Below are 21150 nucleotides of genomic sequence, written 5' to 3'. Positions count from 1 at the left end.
CTATATAAAAGTTCTGTATGCGTTTCGTTTTATTAAGTTAAAAAATGTAAATTTGAATAATCATGCCAGTCCTCCTTATATCGGCTTCGAAATTAGTGTATAATAACTTTTGAACAAAGTAAACTAAAAAGGCTTAATTAGTTTACTTTGTATATTTTTTCGTTGACAAACTGTAATGCTGAAACTATGATAGTTCCATGAATATCGAACAACATACGTGTTTCGTTTCGAATTCAATTTACCCCGCATTAACGGGCAGTAAGACCCCCATCTCAAAATTCAGCGGAAGCAAAGAAGTTAGGTGGGGGTTGGGCTGCCCGTAAAAGCCCGATTGGTGAGGGCTAATAATCAGTGGGGGATGAATACAAACCTCACTGATTAAAGTTTCACTTTATCGCGCGATAAATTAGCAACTTTTACACATTTAATGAAGTTGTTTAGTGGTGATACAACATTTAAATAACTTCATTTTTTTATCTATAGTTTGACAGTTTTAAAATTGCAATCAGGAGAGTGTTACACATGGGGAAAGATATAAGAAACCATTCGAAATGGTTTGTTTTTACATTATGTTTTATTGTTTTGTTAGGACCGATGAACGCTGTGTTATTTAATGTAGCGCTAGAGGATATTGCCAATGATTTATCAATTAGTCAATCGAAAGTAAGCTGGGTTGTAGTAGGGTATTCCTTAGTTGTCGGTATTGGTTCGATAATATATGGAAAGCTGGCTGATCGTTACAGTGTAAAAAGACTATTAATTATTTCTATTATCATATTTGTAGCTGGTTCTATTGTTGGATTTGTGAATCAATCTTATGAAATTATCATTTTCGCAAGGTTAGTGCAGGCGAGCGGGGGAGCAGCGTTTATTGCGCTTAGTATGATTGCGGTGGCGAAATTAGTTGCTCCAGCTAAAAAACCAGGTGCGTTAGCAATGATTAGTTCTTCTATTGCATTAGCGGTTGGTATTGGACCTTTAGTAGGTGGGGCAATTACAAATACGTTAGGGTGGCCGTATTTATTTTTATTTATGGTTATTTCAATGATTGGTATTTTCTTACTCGTAAAATTTATGCCAGAAGAGGCGCGACATACAGATGAAGTGTTTCGCTTTGATTTCATTGGAGCAGTTTTATTATTTGTATTGATTACGACCATTTTATTAGGAGTTAATATTAATAGTGGGCTTTTTGTGTTATCTGTTGTTTTTCTATTTTTATTTAAGGCTCATATGAAGAGAACAGAGTCGCCGTTTATTGATATTGAGTTATTTACAAATAAACCATTCCTTCGTTTAATAGCGGTCGGATTTATCATTAATGTGGCGTTATGTGCTAGTTTATTATTATTACCATTACTGTTAGGAAGAGGACATGGATTGTCTCCATTCGTTATTGGAATTGTATTGTTTATTGCATCTCTCTTTGGTATTGTATCTAGTTTTATTACCGGAAAGATTATTCCTTCGTTTGGGAATGTGAAGATGATGTATGTAGCTTCTGTAGTTATGATCATTGGCTTTTTAATTTTAGGGATTATTCCGGACGGGAACTTACTCTTTATTTTATTTGCGGTTATTTTAACATTTATGAGTTATTCGGCAATTCAAGTATCATTAAACACATTTATCCCGAAAACATTAAATCCAGCTAAAGTTGGAGTCGGTCTTGGTTTATATAATTTAATTAACTTTTTCGGTATGGCATTTGGACCAGCTGTAGCGAGCAAAATTATGGAATCTACAAATAGTTATCGATTGAATTTTATTTTGATCGTCATTTTAATTGCTGCTCATTTCTTCTTATTAATGGGAATGTCTTCTTTTCAAAAAAAGATGGAGCAATGAATATGCACTTTATATAGAAGAAACCGACTTTCTTATAGAAGGTCGGTTATTTTTCTATCTTGCAAATTACGAAAAAAAGGAGCAAAATAAAAAAGGTCCTAGTCTATACATGGGAAAATGAAAATTTTCATACAGAAGCATTTGAAGTGAGCGAACTTAAAGTGTGTAAAATATAATGATAAACATAAAAGATGATGAATGAGAAAACGGGTGATGAAGTTGAATAGAGCAATCGGTGTTATCGATTCAGGAGTTGGCGGTTTAACAGTAGCGAAGGAATTAATTCGTCAGTTGCCGAAAGAGCGTATCATATATTTAGGAGATACAGCACGTTGTCCTTATGGTCCACGTTCTCGAGAAGAAGTACGTCAATTTACGTGGGAAATGACAGAGCATTTACTAGATTTAAATATTAAAATGTTAGTTATTGCGTGTAATACAGCAACTGCAGTTGTATTAGAAGAGATGCAAAAACAATTACCAATTCCAGTAGTAGGAGTTATTCACCCAGGATCACGTACAGCTTTAAAAGTGACAAACACGTATCACGTTGGGATTATTGGAACGATTGGAACGGTGAAAAGTGGTGCATACGAAGAGGCGTTAAAGTCTATTAATAACCGTGTTATGGTAGAAAGTTTAGCTTGTCCACCTTTCGTTGAACTTGTAGAGAGTGGGAATTTCGAAAGTGAAATGGCGTATGAAGTTGTAAGAGAAACGTTGCAACCACTGAAAAGTACCGATATTGATACACTTATATTGGGGTGTACACATTATCCGATTTTAGGACCAGTTATTAAAAAAGTAATGGGAGATAAAGTGCAACTAATTAGTTCTGGTGATGAAACAGCACGTGAAGTAAGTACAATCTTATATCATAGTAAAATGTTGAATGAAGGAGAAGAACAAAGCGATCATCTCTTCTTAACAACAGGAAAAATAGGCTTGTTTAAAGAAATTGCATCAAAATGGTTCGGTCAACCGATTGAAAATGTGAAGCATATTCATTTAGAAAAAGAATAATAGTAGAATTTATATAAGTGAGCTCCTGAGAAATCAGGAGTTTTTGTTTTATCTTGCTATTTGCTGGGGAGTAAGACCCCTGTTGATTAAAGTTTCAATTTATAAGAGGCGCAGCTTGTTCTAAAACGTGAAACAGCTCGTATACATAATAGTACAAACTTAGATTTTAGGGGGGAATGGCATGCCTAAATCCACTTTTAAATGGGTTGTTGGTGCTACTGTGAGTGCTGTTTTACTAACAGGGTGTGGCTTTATAAATCAAGAGAAAGCAACTGAACAAATTGATCCGCCAAAACAAGTTACGTATACAGAGGGTGGGAAGAAAGAAGTAGCTAAAAAAGATAAGCAAGGGCAAATGGTAAATAGAGAACTATACCTTGTTGATAAAAATGGTTATGTTGTACCACAAACGTTAGCTATACCTACTCCGAAAGCAAATGAGACTGTGAAGCAAACGTTAGAATACCTTGTGAAAGATGGACCGGTAACGAATTTATTACCGAATGGGTTTCGTGCAGTCATTCCGGCGAATACAACGATGACCTTAGATTTGAAAAAGGACGGAACGGCAGTTATTGATTTCTCTAAAGAAATGAAAAACTATGCGAAAGAAGAAGAGCGTCAAATCGTTGAATCTATAGCTTGGACGTTGACGCAATTTACAGAGATAAAACAAGTGCAGTTCCAAATAAATGGTGAGAAATTGGCAAAGATGCCGGTTGGTGGTACACCGCTTGGTGAAGGAGTGAGCCGTGCAAATGGTATTAACTTCGATGATGAACAAGTAGCAGATGTAACAAATACAAAACCAGTCACACTGTATTTTATGGCGCAAAATAATAATAAACAGCAATACTACGTACCAGTCACACGCCGCGTTGCGGAAGGTAAAGAAAATGACTATGCAACAATTATAGATGAACTTGTAAAAGGTCCGATCCATCAATCGCTCCTGAATGATTTTAATCCAGGCGTTAAGCTTATTACGAATCCGAAATTACAAGACGGAAATCTTACATTAAACTTTAATGAAAATATATTTGTAAACCCAGATAAAAATATGATCTCAAATTACGTATTGAAGTCGTTAGTTTTATCTTTAACAGAAAAGAAAGGTGTGAAAAATATTTCTATTGAAGTGAATGGAAAAGCAAATCTTATAGATGAAAAGGGCGGAAAGTTAATAAAACCTGTAGATCGTCCAGAAAACGTGAATACAGGTAGTTTTTAATCGTCAATAATTTGATATACTTAAGTAAGAAAGAGGAATTGCTTTTTGGGTTCCTCTTCTTTTATTGTATACATATCATACATTTAAATTTGGCTATACTAACAAGTAGTTATGAGGAGGTTATTTTTATGCGAGTAGATGGTAGAGAGAAAACAGAATTACGCCATATACATATTCATACGAATTATTTAAAACATCCAGAAGGATCAGTGTTAATTGAGGTTGGGGATACAAAGGTAATTTGCTCAGCGACAATTGAAGAGCGTGTCCCGCCATTTATGCGTGGAGAAGGAAAGGGCTGGGTAACAGCTGAATATGCGATGATTCCACGTGCGACAGAACAACGTACAATTAGGGAGTCAAGCAAAGGGAAAGTAACAGGACGTACAATGGAAATCCAGCGCTTAATAGGACGAGCATTACGTGCGGTAGTTGATTTAGAAGCGCTTGGCGAGAGAACAGTTTGGATTGACTGTGATGTCATCCAAGCAGATGGTGGAACGAGAACAGCTTCTATTACAGGTGCATATGTAGCGATGGTATTAGCTTTCGAGAAATTATTACAAGCAGAAAAAGTATCTAAAATTCCAGTAAAAGATTATTTAGCAGCAACATCAGTAGGAATTGTTGAAGAGCAAGGTGTTGTTTTAGATTTAAACTATGCAGAAGATTCTAAAGCAGACGTTGATATGAATGTAATTATGACTGGAAAAGGTCAGTTCGTTGAAGTGCAAGGAACTGGAGAAGAAGCGACGTTTAGTAGAGCGCAGTTAAATGAATTACTTGATGCAGCAGAACAAGGCATTTTCCAACTGATTGATATGCAAAAAGAAGCGTTAGGTGACATCGTATCTCATATAGAGTAGAGGTGGAAAGTATGAAACAAGTTGTTGTAGCGACAAAAAATATGGGGAAAGTACGTGAATTTGCTGAGTTATTTGAGCGATTTGATTTAGAAGTGAAATCATTACACGATTTTCCTCATATTGAAGAAGTCGAAGAAACTGGTGAAACATTTGAAGAAAATGCGATCTTAAAAGCGGATAGTTTGAGTAGACAGTTGAATGCAATTGTAATTGCGGATGATTCAGGTCTTATTGTAGATGCGTTAAACGGGAAACCAGGCGTGTATTCAGCTCGTTTTGCTGGAGAGCCAAAAGATGATCAAGCGAATATTGATAAAGTTTTACAAGAATTAAATGAAATACCGTTTGATAAGCGTAAAGCTCGCTTCTACTGTGCATTAGCAGTAGCTTTCCCTGAAGGTGATAAAAAGCCTGTCATTGTAAACGGGACATGTGAAGGATTTATTTTAGAACAACGCCGCGGAGAAAATGGCTTTGGATACGATCCGATCTTTTATGTGGAAGAGTACAAAAAAGCAATGGCGGAATTAAGTTCAGATGAAAAAAATGCTATTAGTCACCGCGGACGTGCTCTTCGTAAGTTAGAAGAAAAAATCCCGGAATGGTTTTTAGGAGAATAAGGGAGAGAGAATGATGAAAGCTTTAATCGTAAGCGATAGTCATAGCTCTGTGAAGGAATTACAGCAGTTGAAAGAGAAGTATGAAGGGAAAGTAGATATCATGATTCATTGCGGTGATTCAGAGCTAACATCTGCTCATGAAGAACTGCAAGGTTTCCATGTTGTAAAAGGAAACTGTGATTATGCTAACTTTCAAGATGAAATTGTAACTGATGTAGATGGAATTCGCTTCTTAGTTGTGCATGGACATCGCCATAATGTGAAAATGACATTACAAACGCTAGCGTACCATGCTGAAGAAGTGGGAGCACAAGTTGCATGCTTCGGACATTCTCACGTATTAGGTGCGGAATTAATCGAGGGCGTTTTATTTATTAATCCAGGCAGTATTTTATTACCACGTCAGCGTGTAGAAAAGACATTTGCTTTATTAGAAATGGATGAAAATCAAATGGAAGTTCGTTTTGAAACGTTAGACGGACAACTAGTTGAACAGGCAGTTTTTAAAAGAGGATAAGAAAATTTATCCTCTTTTAAAAAAGGTGTTGACTTTATGTGTGGTTATACATATAATAAATATTGTCGATAGGGCAACGGCGCTAACGAAGAAAAGAAAATAACATATGCGGGTGTAGTTTAGTGGTAAAACAAGAGCCTTCCAAGCTCTGGTCGAGAGTTCGATTCTCTTCACCCGCTCCATGTCCCAGTAGCTCAGCCGGATAGAGCATACGCCTTCTAAGCGTACGGTCGGGAGTTCGAATCTCTCCTGGGACGCTAAAAAAACCTTGTTATCTTTTGATAACAAGGTTTTTTGTTTGGGTTATAAGTGTAGTTCATGCTTAATATTTGCGACCTTTCCTTTGATATTAAGCAGTTGCATATGTACTTCTTTTTCTTAAATAAAAAGAGGACCATTTATGCGCCCTATTCCTCTTATTTAATTTAAAGAATCAATAGGTTTATGATGGAACTCAAATCCATATCCAGATTCTCTTAATTGTTTACTTACAATATTATAAAACTCTTTACCATTCTAGTACGATTGAGCAGCAGTTATCGGAACTTATCCCTGTGAGTGTGTTACAATTAATAGAAGCGGAAAACGAGAATCTCCAATTGACTGGACCTGTGATTGGTTAGATGGTTTAAGAAGGTCGTATAAAAAAGGGAGATGGCGCAAAGATGGCGAGATCAAATGAGAATGATTTAACGGAGAAATTGGCAGAAGGCCACCGAAAATATGGTGATGGCAATTTTACAGTACAGAACATCGGTGATGAAACTAACCCGAATTGGACTGTCGTAAAAAATGTGAGGAAGGGATCGGCAGGCATTCGCGAAGGAGAAGATATATTAAGACTGCGATCAAAATATATAAAATAGTACGGAAATGGGCGGAGCGGGAGTTCGAATCTCTCCTGGTACGCTACAAAAACCTTGTTATCTTTTGATAACAAGGTTTTCTGTTTAGTTATTAATAAACTTCTCAAATACAAAACCATAATCTTTCACATTATATTGTTTCTTCGTATCAACAAGCCAGTTAAAGGCAATCTCGTTCATTTCTTTAAATTGCTCTGCTAAATTTACTTGTGCGTTTGAAATGCGGCTAAAGGCATTAGATGCCATATCTAAACTTTTATGTGCATATTGTAATGTAATATCGTTGTCGTATGAAATTTCTTCGATTTTAAGTAAAGCCTTATATAAATCTTTTAATTCTTCAATATGTTTTTTATGAACATCAATTGAGTAATGTTCATCGCCCATTTGAAACTTAATTTCTACATCTAAATCAATCGTTCCTGCAGTTTCAAGTGCTACGTTTTTAATTTGATATTTGCTATAACTAAAGCGGCGTAGTGTACGTTTTTTACTTGTTGCGCTTGTACCGTCTAAGTGAATTAACCCTTTGTTTGTGAAGCAATATTCATCTGATTTCGATTTAATTAGAAAGTAAATTTTCTCCCCATCTTCATGCATTACATAATCATCGGCATCGACCTTATCATAGTCTTTAGGTGTAATAACAGAACCTACATCGCTTAGTCCTAATACATCTGCGGCCATTTTTTTAAACATATATAATCCCCCTTGTAAATTAAATTCTTAATTGTACAAAAATATATTAACATGATTTTCATCCTTTGTTTTCTTGTAATACGAAAATATCTGAAGGTAAGTTAAGAAAAGTAATGAATAATTATTTTGATCCTAAATTATTTAGTAAATCTATTAGTTTAAGATTGGATTCTCCGAAAAATAACCAAGAGAAAAAAGTTAATTTTTCAAGTGATTATAGAGAAATTACGTGAAAGCACCTCAAGCTATGTGAGGTGTTTTTCTATCCTCTTTTTGAAATCTTACAATTCTGTAAGGTAACTGTAAGGTAGTTCGATGGTAACAAATTGCTAATCTTTTATAATGAAGATAACAACGATAAAACGAGGAGGCAGAAATGATGAAAGGATTAGTTGTAACGGGCTTAACGGTTGCTTTTGGATTTGTAGCGTATGAGAAATTAACGTATGTAGTTGATGTTGTGAAACATTTGATTGCTTAGAGAAAACAGCCATGAGAGGGAAAGGGAATGAGTGAATGAATGGAATGGTTATTTGGAATTATAGGTACTTGTAGTGTAGTGTTATTGTTCTTTGTCCCAAGTGGTATACTTAGTTCGACAACAAGTTTGTTCTTCTTAAGTTTGTTTGCTTGTACGATGCTTATTATTATGTTTTTAATGAAGCGAAGTAAGCCAATCTTCTATTTTAGCATGATTGTTATGGCAATTATTGTTCTCCAAATTATTACCCTTGTAATATACCCCACAATTATAAAAGCTTTCCATTAATGATGAATCCTCTGCGTTTGTTGCTGGGGATTTTTATTTGTACAATTTTAATTTTTAGTAGAGATTTATTCGTATTGGAATGTAAAAATTAAATATTTTCATATTTCAAACAAATAATTTGGGGATGTTGTGTTCTCATTACGCATTTGATATATTTACTTTGAACATAATTAAAATCAAGAAAAAGAGGCGGACGTATGGATAAAAAAGAAAATACGGTCGTATTGTTTCCGCAGCTATCAGAGCGCTATATTGATGAAGGTTTTTTAGCGTTGAAAGAGCGGAAGTTCGAAGATGCATTGCGCTGCTTTGAAATATTACGTCAGTATAATGCGGAAACGGAACAAACGGAATTAGCTTCAGTTATTTGTTTACTCGAATTAAAACGTATGGAAGAAGCGAAAGACAAATGTGAACAGTTGCTTAAAACAGGAGTTGTCTTATTTGGTGATATTCTTGAAACGTACGTGACTATTTTAGTTCAAACAAATGATTATGAAGGTGTTATTGAAACTGTTGAAAAGGTTTTACAAACGAAAGATATAATGCCTGATCAAAAGGAAAAATTAGCGCAGCTTGCTTTATTTGCAGAAGGTATGCTAAATGAGGGAGACGCATCGCTAGTGGATTCAAATTTTGAGTTGAATGAGTTTACTAATGAAATTTTTGGAGAAAACTTTGGACAGAAGCTAAGAGCGATTCAGCGACTTTCATTAAAAGACTTAGATCTTGCATTACCTATTTTAAAGAAATTTTTAATAGATGAAGAGCAACACCCCTATTTGAAAACTTCTATTTTGTATAAAATGATAGAAAGTCAGGTAGAAGAGGAAATAGAGGTAGAAAAGTTTGGGAATACGATTAAGGTAATTCCAGCATTTACAGGTCATAATGAGGAGCAATCCAATAACATTATACATAAATTATCAAGTCGATTAGAGCAAAATTATCCCGATATATTTGAAGCGATGGTTACATATTGGAAAGAATTGCAAATTAGCATTTTCCCATTCGCTCTATTAATGGATAAAGAAGAGATTTGGTCAGCTGTTTTAGAGAGAATTGGAAGAAAGCGTTTCGGATTGGCTATTGATGAAGAAGAGCTTATGGCAGCATACAATATCGAATTGGAAGAGTTTCATATTGCCTATCAATGGTTATTACGTGTTGAAAGAGAAGGATATTTGCCCGTATAATTATGAAAAAGAATCGTTCAGTTCTTGAAACGAGCATATTCTATGTTATAATGTAAGGGTTGCAAAAGGCAGAAAACTGCCTGTTTGTAAGAGAAGAGAAGTGTAATTCTCTTACTTAATATGTTTCATATTATTCTCGAACAAAATATACCGTAGTTGTCTTCTGGGCAATTAGTAGATTGGAACATTATATCTGAAAGCTTTTGCTAGAGGATTATTTGTGTATTTGTTATTTCAAAAAAGAGATAATGAAGATCTTAATCTATAGAGGTATGTGCATACATTATTATAGTTGGAGGGAAAGAATAAATGTCTACAAAATGGGAAAAATTAGAAGGTAACGTTGGCGTTTTAACAATCGAAGTTGATGCTAAAGAAGTAAACAACTCTATCGACGCTGCGTTCAAAAAAGTAGTAAAAACAATTAACGTACCAGGTTTCCGTAAAGGAAAAATGCCTCGTCCATTATTCGAACAACGCTTTGGTATTGAATCTTTATACCAAGATGCTTTAGATATCATTTTACCAAAAGCATACGGTGAAGCGATTGAAGAAGCTGGTATCTTCCCAGTTGATCATCCTGAAATCGACATCGAGAAGTTCGAAAAAAATGCTAACCTTATCTTCACTGCAAAAGTTACAGTGAAACCTGAAGTTAAATTAGGTGAGTACAAAGGTTTAGCAGTAGAAAAAGTTGAAACAACTGTAACTGACGAAGATGTAGAGAACGAATTAAAATCTTTACAAGAACGTCAAGCTGAACTAGTTGTTAAAGAAGAAGGAACTGTTGAAAACGGTGATACAGCTGTAATCGACTTCGAAGGTTTCGTTGATGGCGAAGCATTTGAAGGCGGAAAAGGCGAAAACTACTCTCTAGCAATCGGTTCTGGTACATTCATCCCAGGTTTCGAAGAGCAAGTAATCGGTCTTAAATCTGGTGAGTCTAAAGACGTTGAAGTATCATTCCCAGAAGAGTACCATGCTGCTGAATTAGCTGGCAAACCAGCAACATTCAAAGTAACAATTCACGAAATCAAAACAAAAGAACTTCCTGAGTTAAACGATGAGTTCGCTAAAGAAGCAGACGAAGCGGTTGCAACTCTTGATGAATTAAAAGCAAAACTTCGCACAAACTTAGAAGAAGGCAAAAAGCACGAAGCTGAGCACAAAGTACGTGACGAAGTAGTAGAATTAGCTGCTGCTAACGCTGAAATCGAAATTCCAGAAGCTATGATCAACACTGAGTTAGATCGTATGGTTCGTGAATTCGAGCAACGTTTAAGCCAACAAGGTATGAACCTTGAGCTTTACTACCAATTCACAGGTACTGATGCTGACAAATTAAAAGAGCAAATGAAAGAAGATGCACAAAAACGTGTAAGAATCAATCTTGTTCTTGAAGCTATCATTGAAGCTGAAAACATCGAAGTTACTGAAGAAGAAGTAACTGCAGAAGTTGAAAAAATGGCTGAAATGTACGGTATGCCAGTAGACGCTATCAAGCAAGCTCTTGGAAGCGTAGACGCTTTAGCTGAAGATCTTAAAGTGCGTAAAGCTGTAGACTTCTTAGTAGAAAACGCTGCATAATAAAATAACAAGGCACGATTAAAATCGTGCCTTGTTTTATAAATATAGAAATATATTTATAAAACTTTTCGATGGAGAAGGAAAAGTTCCTTTACAAGTCGAATATACATATTTCAAAAGTTTTAAAAATTTTTTATTTGTACATAACTAGTCATATTATTTGTATTTCTCGCCACGTAGTGACATAATATGTATTTACATACGATACATTTATCGTGTACATACGAAGGCAAGAGGTTAGCACTTTGTAAGGGGTGTGAAAATATGTTTAAATTTAATGATGAAAAAGGGCAATTAAAATGTTCTTTCTGTGGTAAAACACAAACGCAAGTTCGAAAGTTAGTGGCAGGTCCAGGTGTTTACATTTGTGACGAGTGTATCGAACTTTGTACTGAAATTGTACAAGAGGAGCTTGCGAAGGACGAAGAAGTAGAATTCAAAGATGTACCGAAACCGGTAGAAATTCGTGAAATCTTAGATGAGTATGTCATCGGGCAAGATAGCGCGAAAAAAGCACTAGCGGTAGCGGTATATAACCATTACAAACGCATTAATTCTAACAGCAAAATTGATGATGTAGAATTAGCGAAGAGTAATATCGCACTTATCGGGCCAACAGGTAGTGGTAAAACATTACTGGCACAAACTTTAGCGCGTATTTTAAATGTTCCATTTGCAATCGCGGACGCAACATCTTTAACAGAAGCTGGATATGTTGGGGAAGATGTAGAAAATATCTTACTAAAATTAATTCAAGCAGCTGATTATGATGTAGAGAAAGCGGAAAAAGGAATCATTTATATTGATGAGATTGATAAAGTGGCACGTAAGTCCGAAAATCCATCAATTACACGTGATGTATCTGGTGAAGGTGTGCAGCAGGCACTTCTGAAAATTTTAGAGGGTACTGTAGCAAGCGTTCCACCTCAAGGTGGTCGTAAGCATCCGCACCAAGAGTTTATTCAAATTGATACAACGAACATCTTATTCATTTGTGGTGGAGCGTTTGATGGCATTGAGCCGATTATTAAACGTCGCCTTGGTGAAAAAGTAATTGGATTTGGTTCTGAGAAGAAAAATGCTGATGTGAATGAGAAGCATGTTTTATCTCACGTATTACCAGAGGATCTTTTAAGATTTGGTTTAATTCCAGAGTTTATCGGTCGTCTTCCAGTTATTGCGAACCTAGAGCCACTTGATGAAGATGCTCTTGTTGATATTTTAACGAAACCGAAAAATGCACTTGTTAAGCAATTCCAAAAATTATTGGAGCTTGACGATGTTGAGTTAGAGTTTGAAGAAGGTGCACTAATCGAAATTGCGAAAAAAGCAATTGAACGTAAAACGGGTGCTCGTGGACTTCGTTCTATTATTGAAGGCTTAATGCTTGATGTAATGTTCGAACTTCCATCTCGTAAAGATATCGAGAAGTGTATTCTTACAAAAGAAACAGTAGCTGATAATGAGCCGCCAAAATTGGTGTTACAAGACGGTACTGTACTTGATACAAAAACATCTGCATAATGAGAAAGGGAAACAGCAATTTTTATAATTGCTGTTTTTCTTTATGTTTAGCTACGTTCCTCCGCGGAAATACTAAGAGATAAAATATTGCGGGAGGAAATAAATAATGAGCTGGACAAATATATTTTTAGTTGTTCAACTTGTTTTTGGTGTAATTGTCGGATTGTATTTCTGGCATTTACTTCGAAATCAACGAACACAAAAAGTTTCAATTGATCGAGAATCGAAAAAAGAATTAGAACAGCTTCGTAAAATGCGTGAGATTTCTTTAACAGAACCGCTAGCAGAAAAGGTGCGTCCTACAACCTTTTTAGATATTGTAGGGCAAGAGGACGGAATTAAGTCGTTAAAAGCGGCTCTTTGTGGTCCGAATCCGCAACATGTAATCATATATGGCCCGCCAGGTGTTGGGAAAACAGCGGCAGCACGTCTTGTATTAGAAGAAGCGAAACGAAATCCTAAATCTCCATTTCGTACGAATGCAACATTTATTGAACTTGATGCGACAACAGCTCGGTTTGATGAACGTGGTATCGCAGACCCTTTAATAGGTTCGGTGCATGATCCGATTTATCAAGGTGCTGGGGCGATGGGGCAAGCAGGTATTCCGCAACCGAAAAAAGGTGCTGTAACAGATGCACATGGTGGTATTTTGTTTATTGATGAGATTGGCGAGCTCCATCCGATTCAAATGAATAAAATGTTAAAGGTGTTAGAAGATCGAAAAGTATTTTTAGAAAGTGCGTACTATAGTGAAGAAAATACGATGATCCCAACATATATACATGATATTTTCCAAAAAGGCTTACCGGCAGATTTTCGCTTAGTTGGAGCAACGACACGTTCGCCAGAGGAAATTCCTCCTGCTATTCGGTCACGTTGCTTAGAAGTATTTTTCCGTGAATTAGATACGGAAGAAATTCAAAAAGTAGCGAAAAATGCCGCGGAAAAAGTGGAAATGCAAATAGGTGAAAATGGTATTGAAATGATCGGGATGTATGCAAGGAATGGACGAGAAGCGATTAATCTCGTGCAAATCTCTGCTGGTATGGCGATAAATGAAGAACGTTCTTTCATTAAGGATGAAGATATAGAGTGGGTTGTTCACTCAAGTCAGCTTACACCGAAATATGAAAAGCACATTTATCCGATTCCAAGGATTGGTCTTGTAAATGGTCTTGCTGTATACGGACCAAATACAGGTGCGTTATTAGAAATTGAAGTAACAGCAATCAAGGCGAAAGATAAAGGATCGGTAAATGTTACCGGAATTGTGGAAGAAGAAAGTATTGGTAGTCAAACGAAATCGATTCGTCGTAAAAGTATGGCGAAAGGCTCTGTTGATAATGTATTAACAGTACTTCGTTCTTTAGATGTGTTGCCAGAAGGATATGATATACATATTAATTTTCCAGGTGGTATCCCAATTGATGGACCTTCTGCAGGAATCGCTATGGCAACAGGTGTATATTCTGCGGTGCACCGCACGTATGTAAATAATGAAGTAGCGATGACAGGGGAAATAAGTATACACGGAGAAGTAAAACCTATTGGTGGCGTGTACGCAAAAATAAAAGCTGCGAAAAAAGCGGGAGCTAAGAAAGTCATTATTCCTGCTGAAAATATGCAACCATTTTTGTATACGATCAAGGGAATTGAAATTATTCCTGTCCGTAAGTTAAAAGAAGTATTTGAGTTAACGTTTATGCAAGAAAATATGCATAGAGAGCTAGATGTACATACTCACGTAGACGAAACAGATGCACAATCTATGTAAAAATAAACAATAATAAAATTTGCCAGACTTCGTTTAAGTTTGTATGCTTAATCGGAGTCTTTTTTCTTTTCGTGAGGTAGAAAAACAAGCTATTTACAATTGCGCGGAATCTCAGCAATTGCATCTAGGTGTATTGTAATATAAAATAGTTGAACAGGAGTTTAATTTATTATGGAGGTGCTATGTCTAGTATGAATACGAACGAAAGAATCGTGCCCCTCCTACCATTAAGAGGCGTTCTCGTATATCCAACGATGGTTTTGCATCTTGATGTAGGACGTGATAAATCGATACAAGCACTAGAGCAGGCGGCAATGGATGAAAATATCATCTTTTTAGCAATGCAAAAAGAAATGAATATCGATGATCCGAAAGAAGATGACATATATAGTGTAGGTACGGTGGCGAAAGTGAAGCAAATGTTAAAATTGCCGAACGGTACGCTTCGTGTCCTTGTGGAAGGTTTACATAGAGCAGAAGTAATAGAGTTTATCGAAGAAGAAAATGTAGTACAAGTGTCTATTAAAACGGTAACTGAAGAAGTAGAAGATGATTTAGAAGAGAAAGCTTTTATGCGTACGTTACTGGAGCATTTCGAACAATATATTAAAGTCTCGAAAAAAGTTTCAAATGAAACATTTGCAACGGTAGCTGATGTGGAAGAACCAGGGAGATTAGCTGATTTAATTGCTTCTCACTTGCCGATTAAAACGAAGCAGAAACAAGAGATTCTAGAGATTGTATCTGTAAAAGAACGATTACAAACACTTATTTCAATTATTCAAGATGAACAAGAGTTACTTAGCCTAGAAAAGAAAATTGGGCAAAAAGTGAAACGTTCCATGGAGCGCACGCAAAAAGAATATTTCTTACGTGAGCAAATGAAGGCGATTCAAACTGAACTTGGCGACAAAGAAGGCAAGGGCGGAGAAGTAGAAGAACTTCGTGAGAAAATTGAACAGTCAGGAATGCCGGAAGAAACAATGAAGGCTGCGCTGAAAGAATTAGATCGTTATGAAAAGTTACCAGCAAGTTCTGCGGAGAGTGGTGTTATTCGCAATTATATTGATTGGTTATTAGCGCTTCCGTGGACAGAGGCAACAGAAGATATAATTGATCTTGCTCATTCGGAAGAGATTTTAAATAACGATCATTACGGTCTTGAAAAAGTGAAAGAGCGTGTACTTGAATATTTAGCTGTACAGAAGTTAACGAATTCATTAAAAGGACCTATCCTTTGTTTAGTAGGCCCTCCTGGGGTCGGCAAAACTTCGTTAGCGCGTTCAATTGCAACATCATTGAATCGTAACTTCGTCCGTGTATCTCTTGGTGGTGTGCGTGATGAATCTGAAATTCGTGGTCACCGCCGTACATATGTTGGAGCAATGCCAGGACGCATTATTCAAGGTATGAAAAAGGCGAAAACAGTTAATCCAGTCTTCTTATTAGATGAGATTGATAAAATGTCTAACGATTTCCGTGGAGATCCATCAGCGGCATTACTTGAAGTATTAGATCCAGAACAAAACCATAACTTCAGTGATCATTACATTGAAGAGCCATATGATCTATCAAAAGTTATGTTTGTAGCAACTGCTAATACACTTTCAAGTATTCCAGGTCCATTACTTGACCGTATGGAAATCATTTCGATTGCTGGCTATACAGAACTTGAAAAAGTACACATTGCTCGTGAGCATTTATTGCCGAAACAATTAAAAGAACATGGCTTACGAAAAGGTAATTTACAAGTGCGTGATGAAGCGCTGCTTGAGATTATTCGTTATTATACACGTGAGGCTGGTGTTCGTACGCTAGAGCGCCAAATTGCAAAAGTTTGCCGTAAAGTAGCGAAGATTATCGTTACAGCAGAACGTAAACGTATCGTTGTGACAGAGAAAAAGATTGTTGATTTACTTGGTAAACACATATTCCGTTATGGGCAAGCTGAAAAAACAGACCAAGTTGGTATGGCAACAGGTCTAGCTTACACAGCAGCAGGCGGCGATACACTTGCCATTGAAGTTTCTGTAGCGCCAGGAAAAGGGAAACTAATTTTAACAGGGAAACTTGGGGATGTTATGAAAGAATCAGCACAAGCTGCGTTTAGTTATATACGTTCTCGTGCAGAAGAGCTTCAGATCGATCCGAATTTCCATGAGAAAAATGATATTCATATTCACGTTCCAGAAGGAGCAGTTCCAAAAGACGGACCGTCAGCAGGTATTACGATGGCAACGGCACTTATTTCTGCGCTAACAGGTATTCCTGTAAGTAAAGAAGTGGGTATGACAGGTGAAATTACACTTCGTGGTCGTGTATTACCAATTGGTGGTTTAAAAGAAAAAACATTAAGTGCTCACCGCGCAGGCTTAACAAAAATTATTTTGCCAGCAGAAAACGAGAAAGATTTAGATGATATTCCAGAGAGCGTAAAAGAAAACCTTACGTTTGTGCTTGCATCTCATTTAGATGAAGTATTGGAGCACGCATTAGTAGGAGTGAAACAATGAAAGTAACAAAAGCAGATATTGTAATTAGTGCTGTTAAACCAGAACAATATCCAGACAGTGATTTACCAGAAATTGCATTAGCAGGTCGTTCAAATGTGGGGAAGTCTTCCTTTATTAATAAAATTTTAAATCGTAAAAAGTTAGTACGTATTTCTTCTAAACCAGGAAAAACGCAAACGCTGAACTTTTTCTTAATCAATGAGATGATGCACTTTGTTGACGTTCCAGGTTATGGATATGCGAAAGTATCTAAATCGGAGCGCGCTGCATGGGGGAAAATGATTGAAACGTACTTTACAACGCGTGAACAATTAGACGCAGCTGTATTAGTAGTTGATTTACGTCACCAACCAACAAGTGATGACGTGATGATGTATGATTTCTTAAAGCATTATGAAATCCCAACAATTATTATTGCGACGAAAGCCGATAAAATTCCGAAAGGGAAATGGCAAAAGCATTTAAAAGTTGTAAAAGAAACGCTTGCTGTTGAAATTGGCGATGAAATTGTTCTATTCTCTTCTGAAACAGGACTTGGAAAAGAAGAAGCGTGGAAAGCAATTCATAAATTTACAAAAACAAAAAACGCGTGACGAATGTCGCGCGTTTTTGTTTTGCTAAATTTTTTAGCGTACGTTTAATGTAACTTCAATATTTCCTCGTGTTGCTTTCGAGTAAGGACATACACCGTGAGCCGCTTCCACAAGTTCTTGTGCTTCGCTATGTGAAACGCCAGCCACATGTACATCAAGTACAGCAGATAGGCCGAAACCACCATCTGTATCTTTTCCGATAGAAACGTGAGCAGTTACTTCTGTACTTTCTACTTTCACACGTTTTGTACGAATGACAAGTTGTAATGCACTATCGAAACAAGCTGCATAACCAGCTGCAAATAGTTGTTCTGGATTTGTTGCTTCTCCGCCTGCACCACCTAGTGCTTTCGGCATTTTTACATCAAGATTTAATATGCCATCATCTGAAACTACTTTCCCATTTCTTCCACCTGTTGCTGTTACTGAAGCAGTATATAATTTATCCATATTTATTCCCCTTTTCCATCATTAATTGTTTTCATTGTGTCAATCAGTTTATTTAGTTGAATTAATAAAGAGCGATATTCTTGCTCTGTAATTCCTAAGTTTGTAGCCATCGTTGTCGGTAATGAACAAGCCTTTTCCTTTAAATCTTTGCCCTGTTCTGTTAATTCAATACAAACTTTTCGCTCGTCTTCTTTGGAACGAACACGTTTTACAAGTTTTAATGATTCCATACGTTTTAACATAGGTGTTAACGTACCAGAATCTAAAAATAGACGTTCTCCAATTTCTTTTACTGTTAGTCCATCTTGCTCCCATAGTACGAGTAAAGTAATGTACTGGGGATACGTAATACCCATTTCTTCTAAATAAGGTCGATAAAAACGAGTAACCTCTCTAGAGCAGGCGTAAATAGAAAAACAAAGTTGGTTATCTAGATGCAAAGAGTCTTCTTTCATAAATAACTCCCTTCTAATTAAGTTGTGCACAATTTAATTTTGTAAAACTAATATAACGAAAAAGAAATGCAATGTCAAATACATTGTATTGAGAAAGTCTTTGTTACATTTTGGAACAATCATACATATTTTCCTTCATGATGAAAGAAGATAGGGAAGATGATGTTATAATTTATATGGAATAGTTTCCATCACTTGATTATGAGGGCTTTTTTTGGTAACGTACAAATAGAGTTATTAATTTATAATCATTATAAAGTAGAAATTTTTTTATTAGTGTTACTGAATCTCCTTTATTACATACGGAGAATAATTAAAAAATAATCGGTTGTTCACACGATTGTCAGATTCATAAGAGGAAAGTTGTATTATGATAGTAGATAAAGTGATAAAACGGGTGAAGGGGGACATGCTGCGTGCATATTCTTGTTGTTAGTGTAAATTATCGAACAGCCCCTGTAGAATTTCGTGAGAAACTCACATTTCAGGCAGCAGAACTAGAGCGAGCGATGACTACATTACAAAATCAAAAGAGCGTGTTAGAGAATGTCATTGTGTCAACTTGTAATCGCACTGAGATTTATGCTGTTGTCGATCAATTACACACGGGACGGTATTATATTAAGAAGTTTTTAGCTGATTGGTTTCAGCTTGAAATAGAAGAAGTCGCGCCATATTTAACTATTTTTGAACAAGATGGCGCAATAGATCATTTATTCCGCGTAACGTGCGGTTTAGATTCAATGGTAGTCGGAGAAACGCAGATTTTAGGTCAAATAAAAGATAGCTTTTTAGAAGCGCAACAAGTTAAAGCAACAGGCACAATTTTTAATGAATTGTTTAAGCAAGTCATTACATTAGCAAAACGTGCCCACTCAGAAACAACAATCGGGGAAAGTGCAATGTCTGTTAGTTATGCTGCTGTTGAGCTTGGAAAGAAAATATTTGGCGAGTTAACAGATTGTCATGTGCTTATTCTTGGTGCTGGTAAAATGGGCGAACTTGCACTACAAAACTTATATGGAAGTGGTGCTCGTAAAGTAACAGTTATGAATAGGACGCTTTCGAAAGCAGAAGTAATGGCTGAGAAATATATGGGACATGCAAAATCGTTAAGCGAATTACAATGTGCATTATTAGAAGCAGATATTTTAATTAGTTCAACTGGTGCATCTGAGTATGTCATTACGAAAGAGATGATGACAAAGGTGGAGAAAATGCGCTCTGGTCGTCCATTATTTATGGTTGACATTGCAGTGCCGCGTGATATTGATCCAGCGATTGATGAGCTAGAAGGTTCTTTCTTGTATGATATTGATGATTTACAAGGAGTAGTGGAGGCAAACCGTGCTGAGCGTTTGAAAGAGGCAGAGAAAATTCAATTTATGATTGAAGAGGAAATTGTTCTATTTAAAACGTGGTTAAGTACACTTGGTGTTGTTCCATTAATATCAGCTCTTCGTGATAAGGCACTTGCAATCCAAAGTGAAACGATGGTAAGCCTAGAGCGAAAAATACCAAACCTTAGTGATCGTGAGAAAAAAGTTATTAGTAAGCATACGAAAAGTATTATTAATCAATTATTAAAAGACCCAATTTTAGTAGCGAAAGAAATAGCTGCTGAAGAGGGAGCGAGCGAAAAATTAGCGTTATTTGCAAAGATTTTTGATTTAGAAACGGAAGAAGTAGAGAGTCGTGCGGAAGAAGTAGAACATAAAAGAGTGTGGACACCATCCGTTCCATCTTTATAATTTGGAAGGATGATCGGATGAGTTTTTTAAATAACAGTATTATTTATCATATTGCAATTATTTTATATGCTTGTAGCATTAGTTTATATTTTATAGATTATTTCCAAAGTAACCGAAAGGCGAACCGATTTGCTTTTTGGTTACTTGCGATTGTATGGGTCCTGCAGTCTATTTTTATGTTGCTTAGAGCTACAGATTCAGAAACGAATCCTATTTTAACTTTATTATCAGGGATTTATTTTTATGTTTGGTTATTGATTACGATGTCGTTAGTTATTAATCGATTTATGAGAATTGACTTTTTAGTCTTTTTTACAAATGTTGTAGCATTTGGCGTAAGCGCTTTTTCTATTTTTACACCGCTCGGAAAGATGTCGCCAGTACTTGCGGAACAATTAGTATCAGAACTTGTATACGTGCATGTCGGTATGGCAATTATTTCTTACGCAACGTTTACTGTATCGTTCATTTTTTCTATTATGTATTTATTGCAATATCGCCTATTAAAAAAGAAAAAATGGAATGCGAGATTAAGAAGGTTAGGGAATTTACCGAAGCTAGAATCTATGTCTTACGGATTAAATTTATTTTCTGTTCCATTTTTCTTACTAGCAATTTTATTAGGATGTATATGGGGATATACAAAATTGGATAATTTCCATTGGTATGATACGAAAGTAATCGGATCTTTTGTCGTTCTATTTGTGTATTGCACAGGTTTATATTTACGAGCGGCAGATGTGTTGCAAGGTAAGAAAATTGTACAGTGGAATATCGGATCGTTTCTCGTAATGCTAGTAAACATTTTTCTATTAAGCAGTTTATCCAATTTCCACTTTTGGTATTTATAATGAGGAGAGAGAAT

General features: G+C 36.1%; 19 protein-coding genes, 2 tRNA genes and 1 pseudogene. 18 read left to right on the top strand and 4 right to left on the bottom strand.

Features of this window, described 5'->3' with window-relative positions; genetic code table 11:
- Positions 1 to 522 precede the first annotated feature (522 nt).
- The 8 genes from GBN91_RS03585 (at position 523) to GBN91_RS03550 (ending at position 6362) form a co-directional block, all read left to right on the top strand.
- A complete protein-coding gene (locus GBN91_RS03585) occupies positions 523 to 1848 on the top strand; it encodes an MFS transporter (RefSeq protein ID WP_152121257.1) in 1326 nt (441 codons plus the stop codon).
- Positions 1849 to 2061: 213 nt separating this feature from the next.
- Positions 2062 to 2871, top strand: a complete 810-nt coding sequence (racE, locus tag GBN91_RS03580) for a glutamate racemase (protein ID WP_000774005.1) — start codon at positions 2062 to 2064, stop codon at positions 2869 to 2871.
- Positions 2872 to 3052: 181 nt separating this feature from the next.
- Positions 3053 to 4102: a spore germination protein GerM gene (gene gerM / locus GBN91_RS03575; protein WP_001126748.1), complete on the top strand. Its 1050-nt coding sequence runs from the start codon at positions 3053 to 3055 to the stop codon at positions 4100 to 4102.
- Between the two features lie 128 nt (positions 4103 to 4230).
- Entirely contained in the window at positions 4231 to 4968 is a 738-nt protein-coding gene (rph, locus tag GBN91_RS03570) for a ribonuclease PH (RefSeq protein WP_001261765.1), read from the top strand.
- Between the two features lie 11 nt (positions 4969 to 4979).
- Positions 4980 to 5588, top strand: coding sequence for an XTP/dITP diphosphatase (locus GBN91_RS03565; RefSeq protein ID WP_000815939.1), 609 nt, complete (start codon positions 4980 to 4982; stop codon positions 5586 to 5588).
- Positions 5589 to 5601: 13 nt separating this feature from the next.
- Positions 5602 to 6105 (top strand): metallophosphoesterase, encoded by a 504-nt coding sequence (locus GBN91_RS03560; protein ID WP_000645511.1) that lies wholly within the window; start codon positions 5602 to 5604, stop codon positions 6103 to 6105.
- 108 nt (positions 6106 to 6213) lie between these two features.
- Positions 6214 to 6287, top strand: a tRNA-Gly gene (locus GBN91_RS03555).
- Between the two features lies 1 nt (position 6288).
- A tRNA-Arg gene (locus GBN91_RS03550) sits at positions 6289 to 6362 on the top strand.
- A gap of 163 nt (positions 6363 to 6525) precedes the next feature.
- On the opposite strand, the pseudogene GBN91_RS29655 reads toward GBN91_RS03550, so the two are convergent.
- Positions 6526 to 6618 (bottom strand): annotated as a pseudogene (locus GBN91_RS29655) (DUF6572 domain-containing protein); the annotation flags it as partial.
- Positions 6619 to 6770: 152 nt separating this feature from the next.
- Between GBN91_RS29655 and GBN91_RS03545 the strand changes: the two are divergent.
- A complete protein-coding gene (locus GBN91_RS03545) occupies positions 6771 to 6971 on the top strand; it encodes a hypothetical protein (RefSeq protein WP_000124460.1) in 201 nt (66 codons plus the stop codon).
- 84 nt (positions 6972 to 7055) lie between these two features.
- On the opposite strand, the gene GBN91_RS03540 is transcribed toward GBN91_RS03545, so the two are convergent.
- Positions 7056 to 7670, bottom strand: coding sequence for a PH domain-containing protein (locus tag GBN91_RS03540; protein WP_000473869.1), 615 nt, complete (start codon positions 7668 to 7670; stop codon positions 7056 to 7058).
- A gap of 520 nt (positions 7671 to 8190) precedes the next feature.
- Between GBN91_RS03540 and GBN91_RS03535 the strand changes: the two genes are divergently transcribed.
- The 7 genes from GBN91_RS03535 (at position 8191) to ysxC (ending at position 17629) form a co-directional block, all read left to right on the top strand.
- Positions 8191 to 8439, top strand: a complete 249-nt coding sequence (locus GBN91_RS03535) for a hypothetical protein (protein WP_001983650.1) — start codon at positions 8191 to 8193, stop codon at positions 8437 to 8439.
- A 197-nt stretch (positions 8440 to 8636) separates the two neighbouring features.
- The gene (locus GBN91_RS03530) at positions 8637 to 9635 is read left to right on the top strand and encodes a hypothetical protein (protein WP_006921228.1); all 999 of its coding nucleotides are present in this window, start codon (positions 8637 to 8639) and stop codon (positions 9633 to 9635) included.
- Positions 9636 to 9944: 309 nt separating this feature from the next.
- Positions 9945 to 11222, top strand: coding sequence for a trigger factor (tig, locus tag GBN91_RS03525; RefSeq protein ID WP_000105215.1), 1278 nt, complete (start codon positions 9945 to 9947; stop codon positions 11220 to 11222).
- Positions 11223 to 11486: 264 nt separating this feature from the next.
- Positions 11487 to 12746, top strand: coding sequence for an ATP-dependent protease ATP-binding subunit ClpX (gene clpX / locus GBN91_RS03520; protein WP_000472289.1), 1260 nt, complete (start codon positions 11487 to 11489; stop codon positions 12744 to 12746).
- 106 nt (positions 12747 to 12852) lie between these two features.
- Entirely contained in the window at positions 12853 to 14523 is a 1671-nt protein-coding gene (gene lonB, locus GBN91_RS03515) for an ATP-dependent protease LonB (protein ID WP_000119170.1), read from the top strand.
- Positions 14524 to 14705: 182 nt separating this feature from the next.
- Positions 14706 to 17036, top strand: coding sequence for an endopeptidase La (gene lon, locus GBN91_RS03510; RefSeq protein ID WP_000097285.1), 2331 nt, complete (start codon positions 14706 to 14708; stop codon positions 17034 to 17036).
- Positions 17033 to 17629, top strand: a complete 597-nt coding sequence (gene ysxC, locus GBN91_RS03505; RefSeq protein WP_000869116.1) for a ribosome biogenesis GTP-binding protein YsxC — start codon at positions 17033 to 17035, stop codon at positions 17627 to 17629. Before lon ends, ysxC begins: the two co-directional genes overlap by 4 nt.
- Before the next feature lie 33 nt (positions 17630 to 17662).
- Here the strand turns inward: ysxC and GBN91_RS03500 are convergent, their stop codons facing one another.
- Entirely contained in the window at positions 17663 to 18079 is a 417-nt protein-coding gene (locus tag GBN91_RS03500; protein WP_000359781.1) for an organic hydroperoxide resistance protein, read from the bottom strand.
- A gap of 2 nt (positions 18080 to 18081) precedes the next feature.
- Positions 18082 to 18534, bottom strand: coding sequence for a MarR family winged helix-turn-helix transcriptional regulator (locus GBN91_RS03495; protein ID WP_152121256.1), 453 nt, complete (start codon positions 18532 to 18534; stop codon positions 18082 to 18084).
- Between the two features lie 416 nt (positions 18535 to 18950).
- Between GBN91_RS03495 and hemA the strand changes: the two genes are divergently transcribed.
- Positions 18951 to 20285: a glutamyl-tRNA reductase gene (gene hemA, locus GBN91_RS03490; RefSeq protein ID WP_000547868.1), complete on the top strand. Its 1335-nt coding sequence runs from the start codon at positions 18951 to 18953 to the stop codon at positions 20283 to 20285.
- A gap of 17 nt (positions 20286 to 20302) precedes the next feature.
- Positions 20303 to 21136, top strand: a complete 834-nt coding sequence (locus tag GBN91_RS03485; RefSeq protein ID WP_000008991.1) for a cytochrome c biogenesis protein — start codon at positions 20303 to 20305, stop codon at positions 21134 to 21136.
- Positions 21137 to 21150 lie beyond the last annotated feature (14 nt).

Source organism: Bacillus sp. B1-WWTP-T-0.5-Post-4 (genome assembly GCF_009183795.1).
Classification (GTDB): domain Bacteria; phylum Bacillota; class Bacilli; order Bacillales; family Bacillaceae_G; genus Bacillus_A; species Bacillus_A cereus.
Note: the sequence above shows the minus strand (reverse complement) of the source record. Positions and strands in the feature narration are given on the sequence as shown.